Source organism: Geothrix sp., assembly GCF_030219325.1.
Taxonomy (GTDB): Bacteria; Acidobacteriota; Holophagae; order Holophagales; family Holophagaceae; genus Geothrix.
Genome location: NZ_CP126625.1, coordinates 2,223,330 through 2,246,403 on the forward strand (window position 1 = coordinate 2,223,330; position 23,074 = coordinate 2,246,403).

Below are 23,074 nucleotides of genomic sequence, written 5' to 3' on the forward strand. Positions count from 1 at the left end.
GGCCTGTCACTGCGTCACGAAGTAGAACTGGAGATCACAGTCCGTACGATTGGCCACGGCAAACAGATCCCAGCCCAGCCATCCGGTTCCGCTGTTGAACTGGGCGTAGCCATCGGCAAAGTAGGTGGTGGCCGGGAAGCCGTAGACGTTTCCCTTCTCGAGGGCATGGGTCGTGTGGACCGTATCCGCGGGAGAGCTGAGCACGAGGTGATAGCCCACACCTGCCTGAAGGGTCAGGGGCGTTCCGAATTTGACCGAGACCCACGCTTCGTTGGCGGAAGTGCTGCCGGCGCCACCCAGCGGGACCAGCACGGTGCCCTGGCCGACCAGGGTCCCATCCGACTTCTCGATCGTGACGGTGAGGGGGCTGGATCCGCTGATCCGGTTGGCCCGCACGTTGATGGCTGTCACGGTGCGATCGACGCCGGAGACGGTGAAGGTCTCACGCACGGACTGCGTCCCTGAGATCGGCTTGGGGTTCACCCATCCGCTGGTGCTGGTCTGGCCAAAACCCTGGATGTAGCCCTGTCCCTGAGAGGCACCATCTCCGTAGGTCAACTGGATGGTGGGAGAGTAGCTGTGCGTCGATCCTCGGACGAAGGCGACCCATGCGCCAGCCGTGTTGGTCTCAAGCAGGCCCAGGTCTGTGTTCGACACCAGGGGCTGGGTGGATGTGCAGGCATTCCACATGAAGAGATGATCAAGGGAGATGTAGTTGACCGTGGGATCCGCGTCCACGTTGGTGAAGACGACGTGGTAGAGCTGACCGGCAGTGAGGTTCGCCGGATTGGAGAAGGTCAGCAGGGGGAAGTAGTTGCCAATGGTGATCGGCTGATTGTACTGAAGGGAGGCGAGCACGGTGCCAGAGGGGAGGTGGTTGCTGGAACCATCGTCCGTCTGGATCTGGATCACGATGTTGCCGCCGGTGCCCGCGCCGTAGCCGCCCTTGACGGTGCTCCAGATGAACTTGGGGCGAATCGATGTCAGGGTCCCGCTGTGCGTTGCGCGCACGCGGATGCTGGCCTTCCGGTTGACGGTATCCACGGAGCTGTTCCAGCCGATGACCTGATTTCCCAGGTCATCCGCATTCAAGCCGGATCCGTAGAACCCGGCGGTCTGGGCCGGGACCGTGAGGACAGCAATGCTTTTCTGGGCGGAGGCGCTGATGGAGGAGCTGTTGGTGACGGTGCAGCCCAGCAGCAGGGTGCCCGCACCGCCCGCCGTGAAGGCAAGGTTGGTGGTTCCCTGGCCAGCACTGATGGTGCCGCCCGTGATCGTCCAGGCATAGGTGCAGTTGGACTGCGCCGGGATGCTGGCGAGGTTGCTGGTGGACTGGGCATTGACCTGGGAAGGGGCCGTGATGACGGGAGTCGCCGGAGCCGAGGCGACCACCTGGACCTGAGCTTGACTGCTGCTGTTGCCGACGCTGTTGGTTGCCATGCAAGTCAGGGTCAGGGTTCCAGCAGATCCCGCAGTGAAGGTCACCGAAGTGGAACTCGCTCCCGCGGTGATCGTGCCATCGACGATGGTCCAGCTGTAGCTGGTGCTGCCCTCGGGCTGGGTCACGCTGGCCACCAGATTGGTCGCGCCCACGGTGGCACTGGTGGGGGCGGTGATCAGGGGAACCGCTGGAAGGGTGCCCTGGACCTGGACATGAGCGGTACTGCTCAAAGTCTGGGTGCCCGAGGTGGCCCGGCAGGTGAGGGCCAGCGTTCCGGCCTGGCCGGCCGAGAACGACACCGAGGTTCCGGTGGTCGGGCCCTGGATGGTGCCTCCGCTGATGCTCCAGGCATAGGTCGCGAAGGATTGGGGGTTCGTGGCACAGGCTGAAAGCCCCGTGGCGCCGGCGAGGGCCGTGGCCGGGGCATTGATGGTGGGTGTCTGAAGCGTCTGGTGATGGATGCGGATGGGTGCGGTGGCGGTCTTGGTGGTATCCGTGACGCTGGTGGCGGCCAGCAGATGGGTGCCCTCGGTCCCAGGGGCCGTGTAGGTCACGGTGTTTCCGCTCCCGCTGATGGTGCCGACATCGGGATTGCCGTTCTGGATGCCGTCCACCAGCCAGGTGACGGCGGGGTTGGTGGTGCCGCTGACCTGGGCCGTCACGGAGAGAGGGTCCCCACAGATGGCGTCGGCGGGAGCCCCGGTCAGGCTCACGTTCACGGTCGCGGCCGGCGGCGTGGAGGTGCTGCCCGACCCCTTGGTGCCGCCCCCCCCACAAGCTCCTTGAATGAGCAGTCCGGCAATGGCCAATCCCTGAAGTGTGTTGATGAAGTTTCCGATTCGCATTGGGTCCTCCGCAGCTGACTGAGGCAACGGGGGTACCACTGGAAAGCGATCAGATCACAACAGGTTAAACAACATGTTACGAGCATTAACAAATGCCGATCCGGCCTCCGGAGGGGCCTGGGGGTCGACCGTTTCTGAACCCTGGATCCAGATTCTAGAATCTGGACGGCGCGGTCCCATAAGTCTTGAGCTTCTGGTAGAGGGTGCTCCGGGGGATGTCGAGCCGCTTGGCGGTCCGGTCCACATGGCCGCCCTCTTCGTTCAGGACCTGGAGGATGTAGTCCCTTTCCAGCTCTTTCAGGGTCAGGTTGGCCGCCCCCCCCGGCTTCGGACCGCCCGGACTAGAGGCGAAATCCAGGTCCTGCGCCTCCACAATGGAGGACTTGGCACCCATCAGGGCCCTTTCCAGCACATTGCGCAGCTCACGGATGTTCCCCGGCCAGTGATGCTGCCTGAGTTTCATCAGGGCGCCCTGGGAGAGGTGCATCGATTCGCGGCCGCAGTCGCTGGTCAGGCGGTTGAGGAGGACCTGGCTGAAGGTGAGGAGGTCCTCGGCCCGCTCGCGCAGCGAGGGGACGAAGATCTGGATGGCGCTGATGCGGTAGAAGAGGTCGGATCGGAACCGCTGCTCCTGGACAAGTTGATCCAGTTTCTGGTGGGTGGCGGCAATCAGGCGGAAGTCCACCTTGCGGTCATGGACTCCCCCCAGGCGGCGGAACCGTTTCTCTTCCAGCGCCTTGAGGACTTTCGGCTGGATCTGCAGGTCCATATCCCCGATCTCATCCAGGAAGACCGTGCCGCGGTGGGCCGCCTCAAGCAGGCCGACCTTGTCGCTCGAGGCGCCGGTAAACGCGCCCTTCTCGTGCCCGAACAGCTCGGTCTCCAGGAACTCCTTGCTGAAGCCCCCGCAATTGAGCTCGAGCATCGGCTCGGAGGCCCGGGAGCCGTTCCGGTGCAGCCAACGGGCCAGCTCGCTCTTCCCCGTGCCCGTTTCGCCCTGGATGAGGATGGGGCTCTCGGTCGCGGCGGCGAGGCGGCACTGCTCCTCCAGGCGGTGGATGGCGAGGCTCTGGCCGATGAACGGATCCACCGCCCGCTGGGGCTGGTTCACGGACTCGCGGGCCAGCTGCTTCCTGCGATTCTGCTGGTTCTCGAGTGCCCGCTCGATGACCAGCAGGAGGGCCGGAAGGTCCAGCGGCTTCACCAGGAACTGCTCGGCCCCCAGCTGGATGGCCCGTACCGCGAGTTCGATGCTGGCATGGCCCGTCAGCAGGATGATGGGCACCCGCGAATCAATGGCCTTCAGCCTCGGGAGCAGCTCGAGGGCATTCCCGTCGGGAAGGGAGTAGTCCAGGGTCACGGCATCGTACACGTCGGCGCGGTACCGGATCTCGGCCTCGGCGCAGGTCTCCGCCTCGTCGACGGTGAACCCCAGGAGCTCCAGGTAATCGCGGATCGCAAAAACGATGATCTCATCATCGTCGACGACCAGGATTTTCGCTTTCGCCATGGGGCCCTCAAAACCATCTGGTTGCTTGCAAAGAATAGGACTATTCCGATGGCAACATGAAGCTGATCCTCATGCCCCCCTCCGGGCCGGGGCCGGCCGTGAGCGAGCCGCCATGGGATTCGAAGATTCGCCTCGCCCCGGGCAGCGTGAGCCTGCCCAAGCCGGACATGCGGTAGTAGAAGGGCTCGAAGATGCGGGCCGGGTCGACCTGTTTCATCTTCGTGCCCGGGAAGTCCAGGTTGCCCGCAATCAGGCCCCGGTTCCCCTGGTGAGCCGCTGCCAGGTTGAGCACCACGCGTCCACCGGGCTGCTCCTGCTGGAGGATCAGGTCGATCAGGCGGATGAGCGCGGCCTGGAGGCCCTCGCCATCCGCCTGGATCCTGGGCAGGGCCCCTTCCGAATGGAACTGGAGATCAATGCCCTGCTTCGCCGCCAGCGGAGCGTTCCGCTCGACGGCCTCCCGCAGGAGCGGCTCCAGATCCAGGACCGTCCAGGAGAGCCGTTGGGGGTACCCGTACTCCTTCAGCTCCACGATGAAGGTACCCATCCGATCCAGGCCCTTCCTGATGTTGGCTGCGTATCGGCCCACGTCCTCCAGCCCCGTGTACCTCGCCTCGAGGGCATCCAGGCTGGCCGAGATGCCAAAGATGAAGCTGCCGAGCTCATGCACGAGCCCGGGCACGAAGGAGGCCGCTGCGGGAGCGCGGAGCGTGGCCCGCGACTCGGACCTCTGGCGGTCCATGGTCACGATGGTCTGAACGTGCTCGGCCACAAGCCTCAACGCCTCCCGCTGGTCCTCGGACAAGCTGGGCGGCCCCTGGGACAGCACGCACAGGGTGCCGAGGGCGCGGCGGCAGTCGTCCACCAGGGGCAGGGCCGCGGCGAGCTGCAGTCCTTGCGCTCCATGCCCACGGGCCTCTGGATCGAAGCCGGAGCCCCGGGACAGGGCCGGCTCCAGGGAGGCCGCCTGCTCGGTGGTGAGCCCGCAGCTGTCCCGATACCAGGTGCCCGACTCATCCTGCATGATCAGGGCCGCCGGCCCGCCCGCAAGAGCCGCGGCGATGAGGAGGGAGTCCCGCAGCATGTTCTCGGTATGGGATTCCGTGAACCCATGCCGGGGTGAGATGTCGGGCCGCGCCTGGCCCGGAAGTGGACCACCGTTGGCACTCATGGGTAACCCCCCTGGGAATCGGCTTCATGGCCCGGATCACCCGCCACTCGCGGCCGACCGGGGTCGGATCCGGCCCTCGACGGGCCGGCAGGTGGCGCCTGCTGTGGGTGCGAACGGCTTCGGTGGATCCCCTCACTCACTCATGGAACTCCCGTGTCAGCGCGGTTCAGGCCAGGACGTCACTGCGTCTCGAAATAGAACTGGAGGTCGTTGTCGGTGCGGTTGGCGAGGCCCCACTCGTCCCATCCCACCCATCCGCTTCCGCTGTTGAATTCCGCATATCCATCCGCGAAATACGTCGTCGGCTTGTATCCGCAGCTGCTCCCCTTCTCCAGGGCATGCGCCGTGTGCACCGTGTCCGACGGCGAGCTCAACACCAGGTGGTACCGCTGTCCCGCCTGCAGCGTCAGCGCCGTCACGAACGCCACCTTCGCCCAGGACGATCCGTTGTGCGAGGAGCTCACCGCCCCCTGCGCCACCACCACCGTCCCCTGCCCCACCAGCGTCCCATCCGCCTTCTCCACCCGCACCGTCAGCGGGCTGCTTCCGCTGAGCCGATTCACCCGCACCGATACCGTCGTCACCGTCCGGCTGGTCCCCGACACGGTGAACGTCTCGCGCACGCCCTTCGCCCCGGATATCAGCTTCGGGTTCACCCAGCCGGAGGCCGTCGTCTGACCGTAGCCCTGGATGTAGCCCTGTCCCTGGGAGAATCCATCCTCGTAATCCAGCTCGATGGTCGGCGTCCAGCTGCCCGTTCCCCGGTTGAACAGCACCCAGGCCCCGCTGCAGTTCCGCTCCAGCATCGCCATGTCGGTGTTCGACACCGTCGGCTGCACGGGACTGTTCCCGTCCCACATGTAGAGGTGGTCCAGGGAGACCCAGTTCACCGTCGGGTCCGCCGCCACGTTCGTGTAGACGATGTGGTAGAGCTGCCCCGCCACCAGGCTCGCCGGGGTCGAGAAGGTCAGCAGCGGGAAATGGTTCCCCGCCGTGATCGGCTGGTCATACACCAGCGAGGCCAGGGTCACTCCTGATGGGAAGTGGTTGCTGGTCCCGTCGTCCGTCTGGATCTGGATTCGGATCGTCCCTCCGTTCCCCGCCGCATAGCCGGATTTCACATCGCTCCAGATGAACTTGGGCCGGATCGCCGTCAGCTTTCCCGTGTGCTCCGCCCTCAGCCGGCAGCTTGCCGCCTTGTTGCAGCTGTCCACCGCCGTGTTCCAGCCCACGATCTGGTTCGCGAGGTCGTCCGCATTGATCCGGGAACCGTAGTAGCCCGCCGCCTGCCCCGCCGGCAGCACCGTGATGCTCTGCTGGGCCGTGGCGCTCACCGAGGCGCTGTTGGTCACCGCGCACAGCAGCACCATCGTACCGGTGCCTCCCGCCGTGAACACCACGCTGGTCGTCCCCTGCCCCGAACTGATCGTTCCCCCCGAGAGCGTCCAGGCGTAGGAGCATCCCGCCTGCGCCGGAATGCTCGCCACGTTCTGGCCCGACTGCGCCGTCACCTGGCTCGGCGCCGTGATCACCGGCGTGGCCGGCGCCACCGGAACCACCTGCACCTGGGCCTGGCCCACGCTGCTCCCCACGCTGTTGGCCGCCGTGCAGGACAGCGTCAGGGTGCCCACCGCCCCGGCACTGAAGGTCATGGAGGCAGCATTGGCCCCGGAGATGATCGCCCCGCCGGTGATGGTCCACTGGTAGCTCGTGTCGCCCTCAGGTTGGGCCACGCTGGCCCCCAGATTGGCCGCCCCCGTGCTGGCGCTGACGGGCGCGGTGATCTGCGGGGTCCTCGGCAGGGCGCTCTGCACCTGCACCTGGGCCGTCGCGCTCGCGCTCTGGCTGTCCAGGGTCGCCTTGCACGTGAGCGTCAGCGCCCCCGCCTGCGCCGCCGTGAACGATACCGGAACCCCTGTGGAAGGCCCCTGGATGGTTCCGCCGCTGATCGTCCAGGTATAGGTCGCGTTCGGCTGCTGGTTGGTGACCGTGGCCGTGAGGTTGCTGCTCCCGATGGCCACTGCCGCCGGCGCCACGATGACCGGAGGGGGAACGGCTCCTTGTGGGGTCGGGCTTCCGCCCGATCCACCGCTGCAGGCGATCAGGGAGCAGATGGTCCCGACCGCGATCAGGCCCAGCACTCGGAATTGGATGCTGCCTACATGCATGGCACCTTCCTGGACATTCCCATTCCAGCGACCCGGGATTCAAACCTTCACGGGTGGTACGACGAACTCCCCCACAGGCCAGGCCACCGGCTCTGGCTGGTGATCAAGGCCAGGGCCTCACTGGGGTGCTCGTTTCCTGAGCATCCTGATCACCAGCAGGTCACCGAAGGGTTGGATGATGGCGAACCAGATCGCGGCGTAGCCGAAGGAGAGGATGATCTTCAGCCAGTCCGGGAGGAAGGAGATGTCGTTCTTGATCAACCAGACGGGAACGATGGACAGGGGGATGCAGACCGAGAAGGAGGCCAGGAAGACCGTGCGGAACACCCTGGAGCTCACGCCCAGCAGGGTCTCACTGCCTTCGAAATTCCTGTTCTGGCTGACCTTGAAATAGTCGAGATAGGACCTTGCGAACGAGCCCCCGGGCATCGCGTCCACCTGCCTGGCGAGGGCCTCGAGGGTGCGTCCCTCCAACTCGCGGGCGAACCGGACCGCCGTTCCATGGGCATCACTCCGGATGACCGTCCCTTCGACGAGGATCCTCTCCCCCATGGCTTCCCCCTCGGGAGGTATCGCCAGTTTGCATTGGCTTCCCACCGAAAGCGCCGGAGAGGCCTGCAGGAGAAGCCCTCCGAGACCGATGTTGAGGACCAGGACAGATGAGGTCGCCAGGCCCTTGGAAAGAACTTGGGCCTTCTTCACGATTCGGATCCGCCCCCAGGCGCGCGAGTCATCGGATTTGCCCATCGGGATCTCCATGGTTCGTTGGTGCAAGTTCACTCCCCCACCCCTTCTTCTGGATCAATCAGCGAAACGGCTCCCATGATTGACTTTTTTTTCCATGTTACATCCTGTTCTGGTACACCTATCGAGCGTTCCTTGTGACAAGATGGGCCAGTACGTCCCGCAAGCCACCCTGGAGATCCTCAAAACTCGGAAAAATCGATTCCGAGCCCGGGTGCCCTTCCGACCACCCCAGGGCCCCGGACCTCACCGGACGGCTCACGAATGCAGATTCAAAGGTATCTTGGGAGATAGATGCCCGGAGGTCATGTGCGCATCGCATTCCTGGGTCTGGGGCGCATGGGCCTTCCCATGGCCCGCAACCTCCTGGGGCGGGAGCACACCGTCACGGTCTACAACCGGACGCCCGGCCGGGCCGAAACCCTGGCGGCCCTGGGGGCGGAAGTCGCCACCACCGTGGCCGAGGCCGTGAGGAACGCGGAAGTGGCCATCACCATGCTGTCCGATGATGCGGCCATGAACGAGGTCGCCCAGGGCCAGACCGGCCTCCTTCGCCACCTGCCCGCCAGAGCGATCCACATTTGCATGGGCAGCATGGGAATCGAGGTCTCCGCTGCCCTCGCCACCGCCCATGCCCAGGCGGACCAGGGCTACCTGGCGGCTCCGGTCTTCGGCCGGCCGGACACGGCTGCCACCCGCCACCTCTGGATCCTGGCCGGGGGACCCGAGCCTCAGGTGAACCGCTGCCGGCCCATTTTCGAGGCGCTGGGGCAGGGCTATACCCGGGTCGGGCCCAATCCCGCCCTCGCCCATGCCCTGAAGCTGGGGGGGAACCTGCTCACGATGGCCATGGAACTCGCCGCGTCGGAAATCCTCCCCTATGCCACTAAGGCCGGGTTGCCTCCCGCGGACTACCTGCGCCTGCTGAACACGGCCATCTTCAGGTCCCACGTGATGGATGGCTACGGGAGCATTCCGGCCCGGCCGTCCTTCGATCCGGAGGACCAGACCCTCGACCTGGCCGCCAGCGAGCTGCTGGCACAAGCCTGCAAGGACCTGGGAGCCGACATCCCGCCGGTCGATCTCCTCCACGCGCGTCTGCAGGCCGCCAGCGCCCGGGGCTGGGGTGAGCAGGACCTTGCCGAACTGACCCGGACCTTCCACCTGGAGACCGGAGGCGAAGAGCCTCCGGCCCTGACCCGGGCGACGCCGCCTTCCCCGCCCCGTCCAAAACCGCTGCATCCTCCCCCGCCCCGCACAGTGATCCAGTCAGAGGAGCCGCTTCCCTCCCCGGAGCCGAAGTCCGCCCCGTCGTCCGCCAAGACCGCCCGGAAGGCCGAGCCCGCCAAGCTGAAACCGCCCCAGGTCCTCTCCGCCAACCGGTTCGACGCCCTGGAAGACGGGGCTCCCGTGACCCTCGACCTGAACCGGAGCAGTCACTTCGAGTTGATCCACGGCCAGGTCTGGGCCTGGTCGGAGGGAAGGCGCTACAGGACCTTCTGGACCAGCCTCGACGAGGTCGAGTCGACCTTCCACCACGTGATGTTCCTGCGGAGCAAGCGGCATGTCCTGCTGCGGCCCGAGGCCGTCCTGGAACTGCGGCCCACGTTTGGGGGGGGTGCCAAGGCGCGTGTGGGGGGGGATGTCGAGCTGGACGTGGGGCGCACCGCCTTGGCCCGACTTAAGGACCTGCTGGGCCTGTGAGTCGGGCCAAATCGCGGGCAAATTATGAAGACAGGGGGCCCGACCGTATTGGGACAACGGGTACACTGTAGGACAAATGTGCCCCCCTGAACCCCGTTCGCTCCCCCCGAAGAAGGTGCCGGCCGCGTCCCAGTCCGAACCAGGGACACCCCCGGAAGCCGAGGCCACCCTGGTCCTCGTGGTCGAAGACGAGCCGCTGGCGCGGGTCTCCATCCGGGCGACCCTGCTGAAAGCGGGCTTCCTGGTCGTCGAGGCCGAAAGCGGTGAACAGGCGCTGGGCCTCTTCGACCAGGGTCCCGCTCCCGATGTGGTGATCCTGGACATCGGCCTGCCCGGCCTCGATGGTTTTCAGGTCTGTCAGGCCATGCGGAAGAAGCGGGCCGACACGGCCATCCTCATGCTCACGGCCCGGGCCGATCCCTCAGACAAGATCACCGGCCTCACGCTGGGGGCCGATGACTACCTGGTGAAGCCCTTCAATCCCGGCGAGCTGGTGGCACGCATCCGGGCCGTCCTGCGGCGATCGGCGCTTCAGGCGCCCTCGACGGAACCCATCGTGGCGGGTGACCTGCGCCTCGACCCTCGATCCCAGAAGGCTTACAAGCGCGGCGTGGACGCCAACCTGTCACCGCGTGAATTCGCCCTGCTTGCGGCCCTCCTCCGCCATCCCGGCCAGGTCATGTCCCGGGAGAAGCTGGCCCAGGAGGTCTGGGGGCCGGCGCACCAGGCCAACGCGCGGGCGCTGGATGTGTTTGTCTGCAAGCTCCGCGACAAGATCGAAGACGATCCTGACCATCCCTTCTATGTCAAGACCGCCTGGGGCGCGGGCTACATCTCCGGCTGAAATACCGGCGCAAGGATTCCTGCGTCCCGGGTCATCCGGCTTGATGGATCATTGTCGCAAAATTAGAGTCTAATGATCCCCGAGGCCGCCATGCTCCCTGCCCCATCCCCGACCCGGCGCGCCATCGACCGCCTGCCCGCCCACCTGCGCCGCTTCGTGGTGGACCAGGACCATGGGGCCTACACGCCGAGGGACCACGCGGTGTGGCGGCACATCCTGCACCGGCTGGCGGACCGCCTGAGGGATACGGCCCATGCCAGCTACCTGTCGGGCCTGGCGGCCACGGGCATCGGCCTGGAGCGCATCCCCAGCCTGGACGAGATGAACGGGAAGCTGGAGGCCATGGGCTGGTCCGCCGTGGGCGTGCGGGGCTTCATCCCCCCCGCCGTGTTCACGGAGCTGCAGTCCCTGGGGGTGCTGGCCATCGCCGCGGACATCCGCAGCCACGAGCACATCGAGTACACGCCCGCCCCCGACATCGTCCACGAGAGCGCGGGCCACGCGCCGATCCTGGCTGACCAGCGCTACGCGTCGTACCTGAAGCGCTGCGGCGAGGTGGGCTTCCGGGCCATCGCCTCGGTGGAGGACCAGGCGGTGTACGAGGCCATCCGCAACCTCAGCGTGGTGAAGGAGGACCCCGCCGCCAGTGAGGAGGAAGTGCGCCTGGCCCAGGAGCGCCTCCACGCCGCCGGGGCCAGCCGCCGCTACGTGAGCGAGAGCACCAAGGCTAGCCGCCTCTACTGGTGGACCGCCGAGTACGGCCTGGTGGGCAGCCTGGACGATCCCAAGCTCTACGGCGCGGGCCTGCTCAGCAGCCTGGGCGAGGCGGCCCACTGCCTCACCCCGGCGGTGAAGAAGGTGCCCCTCTGCCTGGTCTGCGCCGACACGGAATACGACATCACGCGCATGCAGCCCCAGCTCTTCGTGGCGCGGGACTTCGACCACCTCTTCGAGGTGCTGGAGGCCTTCGAGGCGACGCTCGGCTGGCGGCGGGGCGGCGACCACGGCCTGGAGGAGGCCCTGCGCGCCCGCACCGTGAACCACCTGGTGCTGGATGACGGCCTGGAGCTCACCGGCAAGGTGGTGGCGCGGATCCCCGCCCGGGGCGAGCTGGCGCCTGGCCTCGCCACGGCCCTGGCCCGCATCGAGGGCCCGGTCCAGCTCTCCCGCCACGGCCAGGCTGGCCAGCGGCCCTGGCCCGGCGAGGCCCTGGTGGCCTTCGGCAGCGGGCTGCTGCCCCGCCGCGGGGCCTTCAGTCTGGACCTGCCCTCGGGGCTCTTCCTCACGGGCTTCCGGGTGGGCGAGCACGAGGTGATCAACCTGCGGGGGCACCAGGACGGCCGCCCCCTGGACCTGCCCAGCTGGGCCCTGCTCTTCCTGAGCGGGAGCCTGCCCTCGGTGGCGGGCGGACCGGCCGATCCCGGGGCCTGGGATGCCTGGTTCGGCGATCCCTCCGCCCTGGCCGAGGGGGAGGCCGAAGCCCAGGCCCGGGACCGCAAGGCCCAGGCCCTGCCCGCGGATCTGGCGGCACTCTACCTCGAGGCGCGATCCCTGCGCGAGGGTGGCCGGATCGAAGACGAGCGGCTCCGCCGCCTGGCCGGCCGCGCTGCGGAACACCCCGACGAGTGGCTGCTGCAGGCGGAGCTGGCCGAACTGGAGGCGAGGCGATGAGCTGGCGCGAGGAGAACGGCACCCTGGTGCGGACCTTCAAGACCCCGGATTTCCTGACGGCCTACAACCTGGTGAGCGCCATCGTGGGCCCGGCCGAGGCGCTGAACCACCACCCGGATCTCGCCTTCGGCTGGGGCTATGTGCGGATCACCCTCACCACCCATGACGCGGGCGGCATCACAGAGCTGGATCACCGGCTGGCCGACGCCATTGATCATGCAGTTAAACCATTTGATCTATAACATTTGCAGAATTCCGACCTGTTCATTCACTGCCGGGTCCGGTATTCTGGAGTGTCCATCGAGGAGTCCCTTGCCGAACCCGCCCAACTCCCTTCATCGTCCCAGCCTCACGCCCACCACATCGGCCGCTCTGCTGGGCGCCGGGCTTTTCTTCCTGGGCCTCGGCTGCAGCTCCGAGCGGGTGTCCCACTACCGCGTGCCGAAGGAGAGCGCCTCGGCCCCGGCCCCCGCGCCCGCGATGCCCCCGAAGCCCATGGGCGAGCGGACGGGCGAGCCCTCGGACGTGCCGCCTCCCCCCAAGCCCAAGGGCTCCCTCAAGTGGTCCCTGCCCAAGGGCTGGAGCGAGCTGCCGGGCGGCGGCATGCGCTTCGCCACCTTCAAGACGCCCTATGCCGGCAAGCTGGAGGCCACGGTGGTGGTGCTGCCGGGTCCCGCTGGCGGCGAGCTGGCCAACGTGAACCGCTGGCGCGGGCAGATCGCCCTCCCCGCCCTTGACGAGGCCGGGCTGGCCAAGGCCCGCACCACGCTCAAGAGCAAGGTCGGCACGGTCAACGTGTATGACTTCACCAGCGACGGCCAGACCAAGAGCCGCATGGTGGCCGGCTATGTCGCCACCCCCGACGGGAACACCTGGTTCCTGAAGCTGACGGGCGACGCCGATCCCGTGGCCAAGGCCAAGGCCGATTTCATGACCATCCTGGGGAGCCTGCACCTTGATTAACGCCTACGCCTCCCGAGTCTGGGGCTTCCTGAAGTCCTTCCAGCTCACCATCGTCCTGCTCGCGCTGCTGATGTGCCTCGTGCTGTTCTGCACCCTGGCCCAGGTGGAGATGGGCACCCAGGGCGCCGTGAACGCCTACATGCGCAGCTTCATCGTCTGGAACCAGCCGCTCCTGCTGAGGCTGCCCTTCCCCGGCGGGGCCCTGGTGGGTCTGCTCCTCACCCTCAACCTCATGGCCAAGACCATCGACATCAAGCTCAGCTGGCAGAAGTCCGGCATGTGGCTGGTCCACGTGGGCCTGGTGGTGCTCTTCGCCGGCGAGTTCGTGGCCGGCATGATGCAGGTGGACACCAACCTGACCGTCGAGGTGGGCCAGACGGTCAACTTCGTGCAGAGCTACAAGCAGATGGAGCTTGCCGTCATCGATGTCACCGACCCCACCTGGGACGAGGTCTACTCGGTGCCGGACACGCTGCTGGCCAAGGGTGGCGCCGTCACCATCCCGGGCACGCCGATCACCCTGAACGTGAAGAAGTTCTATGCCAACGCGGAACTGGCCAACCTGGCGCCCGGTGCGCTGCCCTCCCTGGCCACCGCCGGCGTGGGCGCGGGCGTATCCATCGTCGAGCGGCCCGTCGTCTCCGCCGACAACGAGATGAACCAGACCTCCGCCTTCGTGGAACCCGTGGCCGGTGGCCGCAGCTACGGCACCTGGCTGGTCTCCGTGGCCCTGGGCGCCCCCCAGTCCTTCACCCACGAGGGGCATACCTACACGCTGGCCATGCGCCTGCGCCGCCAGTACCTGCCCTACGCCTTCACGCTGAAGCAATTCCGGCACGACGTGTACCCCGGCACCGACATCCCCAAGAACTTCTCCAGCCTGGTCCAGGTGGTGAATCCTTCCCGGAACGAATCCCGCGAAGTGCTCATCTACATGAACCAGCCGCTGCGGTACGAGGGCAAGACCTTCTACCAGGCGAGTTTCGGCAAGAACGACACCCTTTCCGTCCTTTCCGTGGTCGAAAATCCCGGCTGGCTTCTTCCCTACGTGTCCTGCGTGCTCGTGTCTCTGGGCCTGCTTGTGCACTTCGCCATCGTCCTGCGCCGCTCCCTGAAGCGCCGCCAGGACAAGAAGGAGGGCTGATCATGGCTTTCGTGCAGAAATACCTCGCCTGGGGGGCCGGCGTCCTGGCCCTCCTCATCGCGCTCGTCGTCGCCCTGCCCACCGGCAAGGCCCGCGGCTTTGACGTGGGCGGTTTCGGCAACCTCCCCATCCTGGAAGGGGGGCGAGTCAAGCCCCTGGACTCCCTGGCCCGCAACTCCCTGCTCGTGATCCACAGCCGCCAGGGCTTCCGCCACGACGGCCGCATGGTGGGCCCGGACGAGTGGATCCTCGACGTGCTGTTCCGCCCCCAGGTGGCCGACCAGCAGGCGATCTTCGTCATCGATGATCCGGAAGTGATCAGCCTCATCGGCGCCAAGCAGACCAAGAACCGCAACTACTTCAGCTTCGCCGACCTCTCCTCGCACCTCGACGAAGTCCAGAAGCAGGCGGCCTCGGCGCAGCCCATCTCCGCCCAGAAGCGCACTCGGTTCCAGAGCGCCATCGTGAACCTCTTCGACCGCGTCTATCTCTACTACAAGCTGCGGAACACCCTGCAGCTGGCTGGCTCCCCCGGCCTGGGCTGGGAACTCCAGTCCCTCGGCACTCCCGAAGCGGCCCTGCGCCACCAGGACCTGACCCAGCTGGCCCACTTCCGCATGCTGCCACCCGCCACGGCGGCCAACCCGGACGCCTGGCAGAGCGTCGGCCAGGCCCTGAGCGCCGTGAATGCCGGCGCTGGCGTGCATCCCGCCCTGGTGCCCCTCGCCAAGATGAACGCCGCCTACGTGGCCGATGATGCGGCCAGCTTCAACGCCGCCCTCGCGGAGATGAACGGCGTGGTCACCACCCTGAAGCCGGACGCCCTTGGCCACGCCTCCAACGAGCTCCTCTTCAACCGGGCCCAGCCCTTCTTCGTGGGCTTGTCCATCTACTTCGCGGCGTTCATCGTGCTCTGCATCTCCTGGATCTACAAACCAGAGCTGCTGCGCCCCACGGCCTACGCCCTGCTCGTTTCCGCCGCCATCGTCCACACCATCGGACTGTTCGCCCGCATCATCCTGCAGGGCCGCCCCCCGGTCACGAACCTCTATTCCTCGGCCGTGTTCGTGGGCTGGGCCGCCGTGATCCTCGGCATCATCGTCGAGCGGATGTACCGCAAGGGCTTCGGCACCGCCGTGGCCGCCGTGGCCGGGTTCGCCACCCTGATCGTGGCCCAGAACCTGGGCGAGGGCGGGGACACCATGGAGATGATGCGCGCCGTGCTGGACTCCAACTTCTGGCTGGCCACCCACGTGACGACCATCACCATCGGCTATTCCGGCACTTTCCTGGCCGGGGCCATCGCCATCGCCTACGCCCTGAAGAAGCACATCGCCCCCAAGGTGGACGTGGAGACGGACAAGGCCCTGGCCGACATGGCCTACGGCATCATCTGCTTCGCCCTCTTCTTCAGCTTCGTGGGTACCGTGCTGGGCGGCATCTGGGCCGACCAGTCCTGGGGCCGCTTCTGGGGCTGGGATCCCAAGGAGAACGGTGCGCTGCTGATCGTGCTGTGGAACGCCATCATCCTCCACGCCCGCATGGCCGGCTACGTGCGCGAGCGCGGCATCATGGTGATGGCCATCTTCGGCAATGTCATCACGGCTGCCTCCTGGTTCGGCGTGAACCTCCTCGGTGTGGGTCTCCATGCCTACGGATTCACGGACAGCGGATTCATTTGGCTGGTGGGGTTCTGGGTCACTCAGTTGATCTTCATGGGCCTCTGCTACGCTCCGGCGCGGTTCTGGGCACAGAAACCACCCGCCAACGCCTGATTGTTCCCCGGGGCCCGTGCGGCGCAGGCACTCCCGGAACTCCGCAAAGAAGCCCGGCACAGCCGGGCTTCTTCTTTGTGGCCTGGACCGGCAATCCAGGTCACTTCACCTTGCGGGTGGTGGCTTCAATGTAGGTGGCGAAGGCTTCGGGCTTCCCGGGAGGGGCGATCTCGAAGCGCAGGGTGACGAGACTGTCGGACGTCTTCAGGTAGGTCAGCCGGAACCGTGGTCCCGGGGTGGGCTCGCTGGTGAAGGCGACGCCCTCGGGCCGGGGCGTGACCAGGTAGTGGATGACGTGTCCCTCGTTGTCCAGGTAGAAGGCCTTGAGCTGGCCACCCTCCTCGAACACGGTCATCAGGTCCTCGTGGCGGGAGGCCGGGCGCCCATTGGCCGCGGCCACGTCGGCCACGTTGCGGCGCACGAGCACCTTGCCATCCAGCTCGAAGCGGTACGAGGCTCCGCCGCTGGAGGCGCCAGGCTTGCCCCCGCCCTCCCCGATCCACTCGCCCACCAGGAAACGGACGGGGGCGAAGGGATCGGCGGCGGGCGCCGGGGTCTGCGCTCCCAGGGAGGCGATGATCGCCAGGGGCAGGAAGACAGATCGCATGGTGGTGCCTCCGCTCAGTCGAGCCTGGTGGTTCCCAGGATGCCGTCGGCATCCAGGTGGCCCTTCAGCATCCCGCTGAGGGTCCGGATGACGGCGGGGGTGTAGGCCGCGTAGAACCGCTGGTTGTGGGGGCCCACGCCATGCTCGGCGCTGTAGCTCCCCTCGAAGCCCTTCACGGCCAGATCGTAGATCCGGGCCTGCAGTTCGGGCACCAGATCAGCGGCAGGCCGGGGCGCAGCAGCCTCGTCCCACACCAGGTTCAGGTGGGTCCCCCCGTCGCCCCAGTGCCCGAAATCGCAGCAGCGAATGAAGGGATACGCTTCCGCCAGCACGGCACGGGCGGTCTGGGTAAAGGCGGCCATGCAGCTGCGCGGCACGCTGATGTCGAAGGCCAGGACCTTGCCTTCCTGGCGCAGGCTCTCGCTCACGTGGTGCCGGATGGCCCAGAGATCCTCGGCGCGGCCCATGAAGACGTCCGTGATCCCATCTCCCGCTTCGGTCTCGAGGAAGGCACCCAGCCGCTCCTCCAGCAGGCCCGGCAGGTCCAGGGCGGCGGGCGGCAGGGTGGAGGCCAGCTCCACCAGGGCCGTGTAGGCCGGGGGCTGGGCGGCCCCGTAGGGATTCCTCACGCCGGCGTGGTGGACGAAGACCGGCGCCAGGGCCTCGGCGCTGATGACCTCGAAGGCCGTGAAGACATCGGCCAGGTCCTGCTCCAGCGCCCTCAGCAGGAGCAGCGCCGCCTCGCCGGAGGCGCAGCCCACCAGGGCCGTGGCCTGCTGGCCCGGCACTGGCACCACCTGCAGCACCGCTCCCGTGATGACGCCGAACACGCCGCTGGTGCCCACGAACAGCTGCTTCGCGTCCAGGCCCGTGTTGTTCTTCCGCAGCTGGTTCATGGCCTCGACCACGGTGCCGTCGGCCAGCACCACTTCGACCCCCAGCAGGTTGTGGCGCACGTCGCCATAGCGCAGCAGCCGCGTGCCGCCGGTGTTGGTGGCGATCATCCCGCCGATGGAGGGATCGGCGCCGAGGTCGATGGGGAACATCAGGCCATGGGCCAGGAGCGCTTCGTTCAGCGTGCTCAGCAGCACGCCGCCATCCACCCGGGCGGTGCGGTTGACGGGATCGATCTCCAGGCGCCGGTTCAGGCGCTCCAGGCTCAGGACGGCCATGCGGCCGCTGGCGTCCGGCGTGGAGGCGCCCACCAGGCCGGTGTTGGCACCCTGGGGGATGACCCGGATCCCGGCCGCGTGGCAGGCCTTCAGGACCTCCGCCACCTGGGCGGTGGTGCCCGGCCGCACTGCGAGCAGGGCCTTCCCCTTGCCGTAGCGCCAGCCCTCCTCATAGCGGACCAGGTCCTCCGGCTCCGTCAGCACCGCGTCCGCGCCCAGCAGGTTCCGCAGGTCATGGATCAGGGCCTCGCTCATGACCGGCTCCAGGTCTGCACCAAGGCCTCGAAACGGTCCCCCCGCTGCTCGAAGTTGTCGAACTGGTCGAAGCTCGCACAGGCGGGACTGAGTAGTACCTGGTCGCCCGCCTGGGCCAGGGACAGCGCGGCGGCCACGGCCGCATCGAAGCCGGGGATCAGTTCGTGCGGCAGGTCGCCGAGGTCCCGCACGAGCTGGGGAATGGCCTCGCCCAGAAAGACCAGCCGCCGCAGCTTGCCCGCCAGGGCCTCGCGCAGCGGCTCGTAGCTGGCCCCCTTGTCGGTGCCCCCGAGCAGCAGGACCAGGGGCCCGGGGAGGGCGCGGATCGCCGTCAGCGTGGCATCCACGTTGGTGCCCTTGGAGTCGTTGTAGGCCTTCACGCCGCCCCGCTCGCCACAGAAGGCGATGCGGTGCGCGAGACCGGGATAGGTGCGCAGGCCCTCGCGGAGGGCGGCGATGGCGGCCCCGCCATGGGCGGCCAGGAGGCAGGCGGCCAGGGCGTTCTCCACGTTGTGCTCACCGGGGATCCGCAGCTCGGAGCGGTGCAGCAGGGGCTCGCCCAGCAGCGTCATGGCGCCGGAGGCGTCGCACCAGGCCTCGCACCCGGACCAGCCGAACCGCGCTGCTCGTCCGCTCCCCGGGGCATCCTGCCACCACTCCGGGTGGGCCGCGGGCACCACGCGCAGGTCCTCGGCCGTCTGGCCTTCGAAGATCCGCAGCTTGGTGCGCCGGTAGGTCTCCATGTCGCCGTGCCGCGCCAGGTGGTCGGGCGTGAGGTTCAGGAAGGCCGCGCCTTCGGCGTGAAAGGCCAGCGTCGACTCGAGCTGGTAGCTGCTCAGCTCGATCACGAACACCGAACCCGGTTCCGCCGACTCGACGGCCTCGATCACGGGCGTGCCCAGGTTGCCGCAGGCGATGGCGGGAAGGCCCGAGGCCCGCAGCAGGTGGGCGGTGAGGTCGGTGGTGGTGCTCTTGCCGTTGGTGCCCGTCACCGCCAGCACCTTGCTGCCGTCCCCGCGTTCGCGGATCAGGCGGTGGGCCAGCTCCACCTCGCCGATCACCGCGATGCCGCGCCCCAGGGCCTCGGCCACGAAGGGCGCGGTGCGGGGGATGCCGGGGCTGATGACGAGCTCGCCGCAACCCTCCAGCAGGGCCAACGGATGGTCGCCCCAGACGCCGGGAATGCCCGCGTGCGCAAGGTCCAGTTCCAGCGCCGGGTCAGGCTCGGGGCGGCTGTCCGTCAGGACCACGGGGCGGCCCTGCACCGCGAGGAAGCGCGCCGCCGCCAGCCCTGACCGTCCTGCTCCCATGACCACGGTGCGCATGCCGCCTCCCCCTCCAGACTAGGAGCCTGTCCCAGTATTCGAAAGCCCCGCGATGGTCCCAGGCGGGATGCACCGCAAGGAAGGGCCCGCAGGGCGATGTGGTGGCATCGTTCAAGGGACCTGACGCCGCGGGGCGCCCGCCTGGGGCCATCCCGAAGGGCGTGCGGCGGCGCGCGTCGCGATGCGGCGTCAGGCTCGGATCGCGTAGTGCCCGCTACGCGATCCTCGCCTTCCTGGCCTCGCTCGCGCGGCGCCGCACGCGCGGGGCACTCCAATTACTGGGACAGGCTCCTAGGAGCCTGTCCCAGTATTCGAAAGCCCCGCGTCGGACCCTGTCCGCACAATTGGAATGCCCGACCGGCCACGACAGCCCCGGCCGCCCGCGCTACACTGAGGCCAGGACGCTGGGTCGGAGGCGAAGTGAACATGCCGAAGGGCATCCTGGAAAGCATGCTGAAGGGCGAAGGCGTCATCGAGCCCCACGTACAGCCCATGTACCGCCTCAACGACAACCGCCTCATGGCGCATGAATACCTCGCCCGGCATCTGGATGAGGCGGGCGTCGCCCATCCGGTGGGGCCCCTCCTGCAGGATCCCTCGCTGCGCCTGGAGGATCGCCTCGTCCTCGACCTGCGCTTCCTCGAGTCCACCTTCCAGACCCTGGCCCGCACCGGCGACGACAGCCACCTGCACTTCGTGAACCTGGAGCCCGTCAGCCTCGAAGCGCCGGGCTTCTGGGACTGCCTGCCGCGCTGGATGGAGGCCCTGCCCTTCGACCCCGGCTGCGTGGTGATGGAGTTCACTGAATCCCAGGGCGTGCACGACCTCCAGGTCCTGCAGGGCTACGCCAACCGGCTGCGCGACCTCGGCCTGCGGGTGGCGGTGGACGACCTGGGTGCGGGCGTTGCCAGCCTCACGCACATGGCGCGGCTGGCCCCGGACTTCATCAAGGCGGATCGCAGCCTGGTGGAGCAGGTCCATCGCCGCCCCTACCAGGCAGCCCTGCTGAATGCGCTCTCCCACTTCGCCCAGCGCATGCGCATCGGGTTCATCGCCGAGGGCATCGAGACGCTGGAGGAGTTGCAGGCCGTCATGGATGCGGACGTGCCCTGGGGGCAGGGCTACATCCTGGGCCAGCCCTGGCCCACGCGGCCCCGGCCGATCATCGCCCCTAGCGCAGCTTCAGGGAGCTGAGCGCCAGGATCGAGCAGACGATGGCGGTGATCCACATGCGGATGACGACCTTTGTCTCCTGCAGCCCGCCCAGCTCGAGGTGGTGGTGGAAGGGCGCCATGCGGAAGATGCGCTTCCCCCCGCGCAGCTTGAAGCTGCCCACCTGCAGGATCACGCTGACCGCCTCCAGCACGAAGAGCCCGCCTGCGATGACCAGCAGCACCTCCTGCTTGATGACCACGGCCACCGTGCCCAGCGCGCCGCCCAACCCCAGGGAGCCTGTGTCGCCCATGAAGACCTCGGCCGGATGGGCGTTGAACCACAGGAAGCCCAGGCAGGCCCCCGCCATGGCCCCCATGAACACCGAGAGCTCCGCGCCGCCGGGGACGTAGGGCACCACCAGGTAGCCCGCAATCTTCGCGTGGCCCACCACGTAGGCCAGGATGGCGTAGGTGAGCGACACGATCAGCGTGCCGCCGATGGCGAGCCCGTCCAGACCGTCCGTGAGGTTCACCGCGTTGCTGGTGCCCACCATCACCAACCAGATCCAGGGGATGAGGAACATCCCGACGTCGGGCCGGAAGTTCTTGAAGAAGGGCACCGAGAGCTTGCTGGTGGCCGCGCCCCGCAGGCCGAAGTGCAGGATGAGCCAGGCCACCAGCAGGGAGATGGCCGTCAGCAGCGCCATCTTCTGCCAGCTGCTGAGACCCAGGTTCTGCTTCTTGAGGAGCTTCTGCGCGTCGTCGAAGGCGCCCACGACGCCAAAGCCCAGCAGGGCGATCAGCACCACCCAGATGGCGCCGCTCTTGAGGTCGCACCAGAGCAGGGTCGAGACCGTGATCACCAGCAGGATCAGGATGCCGCCCATGGTGGGCGTCCCGGCCTTCTTCTGGTGGTTCTCGGGGCCCACGTCACGGATGTGCTGGCCCATCTTCAGGGCCGTCAGCGTGCGGATCACCCAGGGGCCCAGCAGCAGGCTCAGCACCATGGCCGTGGCCGCGGCCATGGCCGTGCGGAAGGTGACGTAGCGGAAGACCGAGAAGCCCGGCACCACGTCGCGGAAGGGATAGAGGAGCCAAGGCAGCATGAACGGTCCGGAGTCAGCGGGTCAGTGGGCGAGGAGCCAGTCCACGGCGCGTTCCGCGCGCCAGAACCGGCTGCCCTTCACCAGGATACGGGCTCCGGAGGGAATTGCGGAGAGTCCCGCTGCGGCATCGCGCAGGGACTCGAAATCCGGGAAGGCCCGGGCTCCGGCACCGAACCCCCCGGCGTAGTCGCCGGCGTGGTCCCCGTAGGCCCACAGGCCCGTGATGCCCAGGTCCCGGAGCGCCCTACCGGTCTCCTGGTGGATCTTCGGGGCGTCGGGCCCCAGCTCCCGCATGGAACCCAGCACCGCCACGGCCTCTCCGCCCGGCAGCTGCAGCAAGGCACGGGCGCAGGCCAGGATGGAATCGGAGCTGGCGTTGTAGGTCTCATCCAGCAGGCAGCCGCCTCCGGCCAGAGCGTGGAGACGCCCCCGGCCGGGCTCCGGAGTGACCCTGCCAAGGCCCTCAGCCACCTTCTCCGCGTCGTGTCCGAGCCGGATGGCCAAGGTGGTGGCCAGGGCCGCGTTCCGGATCTGGTGCTCGCCGGGCAGCTGCAGGCGGATGGGGATGCTGCCGTCCGGGGTGCGAAGCCGGAAGGCCCCGCCCGCGGCACCGAGGGATTCCACGCCTTCCCAGCCGAAGGCTTCGCCCTCGCCCACGGCCAGGGCCTCGGCATGCTGGGCCCAGGGCTGGGCGGCGATCCAGCGGCACCAGGGGTCCGAGGCCAGGTGCACCCAGAGCCCGCCGCGGTTCAGGCCCGCCACCAGCTCGCCCTTGGCCTCGGCGATGCCCTGCTGGCCCTTGGGGAAATTCTCGATGTGGGCGGTGCCCACCAGGGTGATGAGGCCCGCGTCCAGCGGCGCGATCCCGGTGAGCTGCCGGATTTCGCCGGGCGTGCTCATGCCCAGCTCGAGCACCGCCGAAGCCAGCCCCTCCGGGAGCGTGGCCAGGGCCTCGGGCAGGCCCAGGGTGTTGTTGCGGTTGCCCGGGGTCTTCCAGGCCCCCAGGGCCGCGGCGAGCAGCTCCTTCGTGCTGGTCTTGCCGACGCTGCCCGTGATACCACAGACCTGCTTCGGACGCACCGCCGCCAACCGTGCCTGGCCCCATGTCTGGAGGGCCACCAAGGTATCGGGGACCACCAGCTGGGGGCAGTCGGCGGGCAGGGGATGATCGACCAGGAGGGCGGCTGCGCCCTTCTCCACGGCCTGGGCGGCGAAGTCGTGGCCATCCCGCTCGGCGCGGAGGGCCACGAAGCAGGTGCCGGGCTGGAGGGTCCGCGTATCGAGGGAGAGGGATGACGGCACCACGGAGCCATCGCCGAGAATCTCCCCGCCCACCTGGGAGGCCGCCTGGAAGAGGGACCAGAGGCTCACGCGGCACCTCCGCCTAACGCACGCAGTGCGTGCTCCGGCGCGCTACGCTTGCCGAGGCGGAGCCTCCCTGTGCCGCGCCCTTCATTCGGCCCATCCTGGGCCTC

18 protein-coding genes are annotated in these 23,074 nt (G+C 67.9%); 8 read left to right on the top strand and 10 right to left on the bottom strand.

The features are described 5' to 3' along the window. Nucleotides 1–6: 6 nt before the first annotated feature. From QOZ81_RS10025 to QOZ81_RS10045, 5 genes are all read right to left on the bottom strand, one after another. Nucleotides 7–2,286: a PKD domain-containing protein gene (locus tag QOZ81_RS10025; RefSeq protein WP_291207387.1), complete on the bottom strand. Its 2,280-nt coding sequence runs from the start codon at nt 2,284–2,286 to the stop codon at nt 7–9. 154 nt (nt 2,287–2,440) lie between these two features. Then, on the bottom strand, nt 2,441–3,796 hold the full coding sequence (locus tag QOZ81_RS10030) for a sigma-54-dependent transcriptional regulator (RefSeq protein ID WP_291207384.1): 1,356 nt from the start codon (nt 3,794–3,796) through the stop codon (nt 2,441–2,443). Between the two features lie 40 nt (nt 3,797–3,836). Continuing rightward, nucleotides 3,837–4,967 (bottom strand): sensor histidine kinase, encoded by a 1,131-nt coding sequence (locus QOZ81_RS10035; RefSeq protein ID WP_291207381.1) that lies wholly within the window; start codon nt 4,965–4,967, stop codon nt 3,837–3,839. 179 nt (nt 4,968–5,146) lie between these two features. Then, a complete protein-coding gene (locus tag QOZ81_RS10040; RefSeq protein WP_291207378.1) occupies nt 5,147–7,135 on the bottom strand; it encodes a hypothetical protein in 1,989 nt (662 codons plus the stop codon). 117 nt (nt 7,136–7,252) lie between these two features. Next, entirely contained in the window at nt 7,253–7,687 is a 435-nt protein-coding gene (locus tag QOZ81_RS10045) for a hypothetical protein (RefSeq protein WP_291207375.1), read from the bottom strand. Nucleotides 7,688–8,188: 501 nt separating this feature from the next. On the opposite strand from QOZ81_RS10045, the gene QOZ81_RS10050 reads away from it, so the two are divergent. The 7 genes from QOZ81_RS10050 to QOZ81_RS10080 all read left to right on the top strand — a co-directional run bounded on the left by QOZ81_RS10050 (nt 8,189) and on the right by QOZ81_RS10080 (nt 15,980). Further along, a complete protein-coding gene (locus QOZ81_RS10050) occupies nt 8,189–9,583 on the top strand; it encodes an NAD(P)-binding domain-containing protein (protein WP_291207372.1) in 1,395 nt (464 codons plus the stop codon). A gap of 76 nt (nt 9,584–9,659) precedes the next feature. Then, entirely contained in the window at nt 9,660–10,427 is a 768-nt protein-coding gene (locus QOZ81_RS10055; protein WP_291207369.1) for a response regulator transcription factor, read from the top strand. Between the two features lie 90 nt (nt 10,428–10,517). Continuing rightward, nucleotides 10,518–12,098 (top strand): aromatic amino acid hydroxylase, encoded by a 1,581-nt coding sequence (locus tag QOZ81_RS10060; RefSeq protein WP_291207366.1) that lies wholly within the window; start codon nt 10,518–10,520, stop codon nt 12,096–12,098. Continuing rightward, on the top strand, nt 12,095–12,340 hold the full coding sequence (locus QOZ81_RS10065; protein WP_291207363.1) for a 4a-hydroxytetrahydrobiopterin dehydratase: 246 nt from the start codon (nt 12,095–12,097) through the stop codon (nt 12,338–12,340). Before QOZ81_RS10060 ends, QOZ81_RS10065 begins: the two co-directional genes overlap by 4 nt. A gap of 70 nt (nt 12,341–12,410) precedes the next feature. Beyond that, entirely contained in the window at nt 12,411–13,061 is a 651-nt protein-coding gene (locus QOZ81_RS10070) for a hypothetical protein (RefSeq protein WP_291207360.1), read from the top strand. After that, nucleotides 13,054–14,205: a cytochrome c biogenesis protein ResB gene (locus QOZ81_RS10075; RefSeq protein ID WP_291207357.1), complete on the top strand. Its 1,152-nt coding sequence runs from the start codon at nt 13,054–13,056 to the stop codon at nt 14,203–14,205. Before QOZ81_RS10070 ends, QOZ81_RS10075 begins: the two co-directional genes overlap by 8 nt. A 2-nt stretch (nt 14,206–14,207) precedes the next feature. After that, a complete protein-coding gene (locus QOZ81_RS10080) occupies nt 14,208–15,980 on the top strand; it encodes a cytochrome c biogenesis protein (protein WP_291207353.1) in 1,773 nt (590 codons plus the stop codon). 100 nt (nt 15,981–16,080) lie between these two features. Here QOZ81_RS10080 and QOZ81_RS10085 read toward each other — a convergent pair whose 3' ends face one another. Genes QOZ81_RS10085 through murD form a run of 3 tightly spaced genes read right to left on the bottom strand, consistent with a single transcriptional unit; the run spans nt 16,081 to nt 19,339 of the window. Continuing rightward, entirely contained in the window at nt 16,081–16,587 is a 507-nt protein-coding gene (locus QOZ81_RS10085) for a hypothetical protein (RefSeq protein WP_291207350.1), read from the bottom strand. 14 nt (nt 16,588–16,601) lie between these two features. Then, nucleotides 16,602–18,014, bottom strand: a complete 1,413-nt coding sequence (locus QOZ81_RS10090; protein ID WP_291207344.1) for an FAD-binding oxidoreductase — start codon at nt 18,012–18,014, stop codon at nt 16,602–16,604. After that, nucleotides 18,011–19,339: a UDP-N-acetylmuramoyl-L-alanine--D-glutamate ligase gene (murD, locus tag QOZ81_RS10095; protein WP_291207340.1), complete on the bottom strand. Its 1,329-nt coding sequence runs from the start codon at nt 19,337–19,339 to the stop codon at nt 18,011–18,013. The genes QOZ81_RS10090 and murD overlap by 4 nt, the downstream gene beginning before the upstream one ends. Before the next feature lie 426 nt (nt 19,340–19,765). Here murD and QOZ81_RS10100 point away from each other — a divergent pair, with 426 nt between their 5' ends. Next, the gene (locus QOZ81_RS10100; protein WP_291207599.1) at nt 19,766–20,533 is read left to right on the top strand and encodes an EAL domain-containing protein; all 768 of its coding nucleotides are present in this window, start codon (nt 19,766–19,768) and stop codon (nt 20,531–20,533) included. Here QOZ81_RS10100 and mraY read toward each other — a convergent pair. Further along, the gene (mraY, locus tag QOZ81_RS10105; protein WP_291207337.1) at nt 20,511–21,599 is read right to left on the bottom strand and encodes a phospho-N-acetylmuramoyl-pentapeptide-transferase; all 1,089 of its coding nucleotides are present in this window, start codon (nt 21,597–21,599) and stop codon (nt 20,511–20,513) included. The genes QOZ81_RS10100 and mraY overlap by 23 nt on opposite strands. 21 nt (nt 21,600–21,620) lie before the next feature. After that, nucleotides 21,621–22,970, bottom strand: a complete 1,350-nt coding sequence (locus QOZ81_RS10110) for a UDP-N-acetylmuramoyl-tripeptide--D-alanyl-D-alanine ligase (protein WP_291207334.1) — start codon at nt 22,968–22,970, stop codon at nt 21,621–21,623. Between the last annotated feature and the right edge of the window lie 104 nt (nt 22,971–23,074).

Excerpts from the sequence above, each read along its gene's own strand:
- QOZ81_RS10025 (WP_291207387.1), bottom strand. The coding sequence starts at position 2,286 with ATGCGAATCGGAAACTTCATCAACACACTTCAGGGATTGGCCATTGCC.
- QOZ81_RS10085 (WP_291207350.1), bottom strand. The coding sequence starts at position 16,587 with ATGCGATCTGTCTTCCTGCCCCTGGCGATCATCGCCTCCCTGGGAGCG.
- QOZ81_RS10060 (WP_291207366.1), top strand. The coding sequence starts at position 10,518 with ATGCTCCCTGCCCCATCCCCGACCCGGCGCGCCATCGACCGCCTGCCC.
- QOZ81_RS10090 (WP_291207344.1), bottom strand. The coding sequence starts at position 18,014 with ATGAGCGAGGCCCTGATCCATGACCTGCGGAACCTGCTGGGCGCGGAC.
- QOZ81_RS10045 (WP_291207375.1), bottom strand. The coding sequence starts at position 7,687 with ATGGGGGAGAGGATCCTCGTCGAAGGGACGGTCATCCGGAGTGATGCC.
- QOZ81_RS10055 (WP_291207369.1), top strand. The coding sequence starts at position 9,660 with ATGTGCCCCCCTGAACCCCGTTCGCTCCCCCCGAAGAAGGTGCCGGCC.
- QOZ81_RS10080 (WP_291207353.1), top strand. The coding sequence starts at position 14,208 with ATGGCTTTCGTGCAGAAATACCTCGCCTGGGGGGCCGGCGTCCTGGCC.
- mraY (WP_291207337.1), bottom strand. The coding sequence starts at position 21,599 with ATGCTGCCTTGGCTCCTCTATCCCTTCCGCGACGTGGTGCCGGGCTTC.
- QOZ81_RS10035 (WP_291207381.1), bottom strand. The coding sequence starts at position 4,967 with ATGAGTGCCAACGGTGGTCCACTTCCGGGCCAGGCGCGGCCCGACATC.
- QOZ81_RS10040 (WP_291207378.1), bottom strand. The coding sequence starts at position 7,135 with ATGCATGTAGGCAGCATCCAATTCCGAGTGCTGGGCCTGATCGCGGTC.
- QOZ81_RS10030 (WP_291207384.1), bottom strand. The coding sequence starts at position 3,796 with ATGGCGAAAGCGAAAATCCTGGTCGTCGACGATGATGAGATCATCGTT.
- QOZ81_RS10065 (WP_291207363.1), top strand. The coding sequence starts at position 12,095 with ATGAGCTGGCGCGAGGAGAACGGCACCCTGGTGCGGACCTTCAAGACC.
- murD (WP_291207340.1), bottom strand. The coding sequence starts at position 19,339 with ATGCGCACCGTGGTCATGGGAGCAGGACGGTCAGGGCTGGCGGCGGCG.
- QOZ81_RS10100 (WP_291207599.1), top strand. The coding sequence starts at position 19,766 with ATGCCGAAGGGCATCCTGGAAAGCATGCTGAAGGGCGAAGGCGTCATC.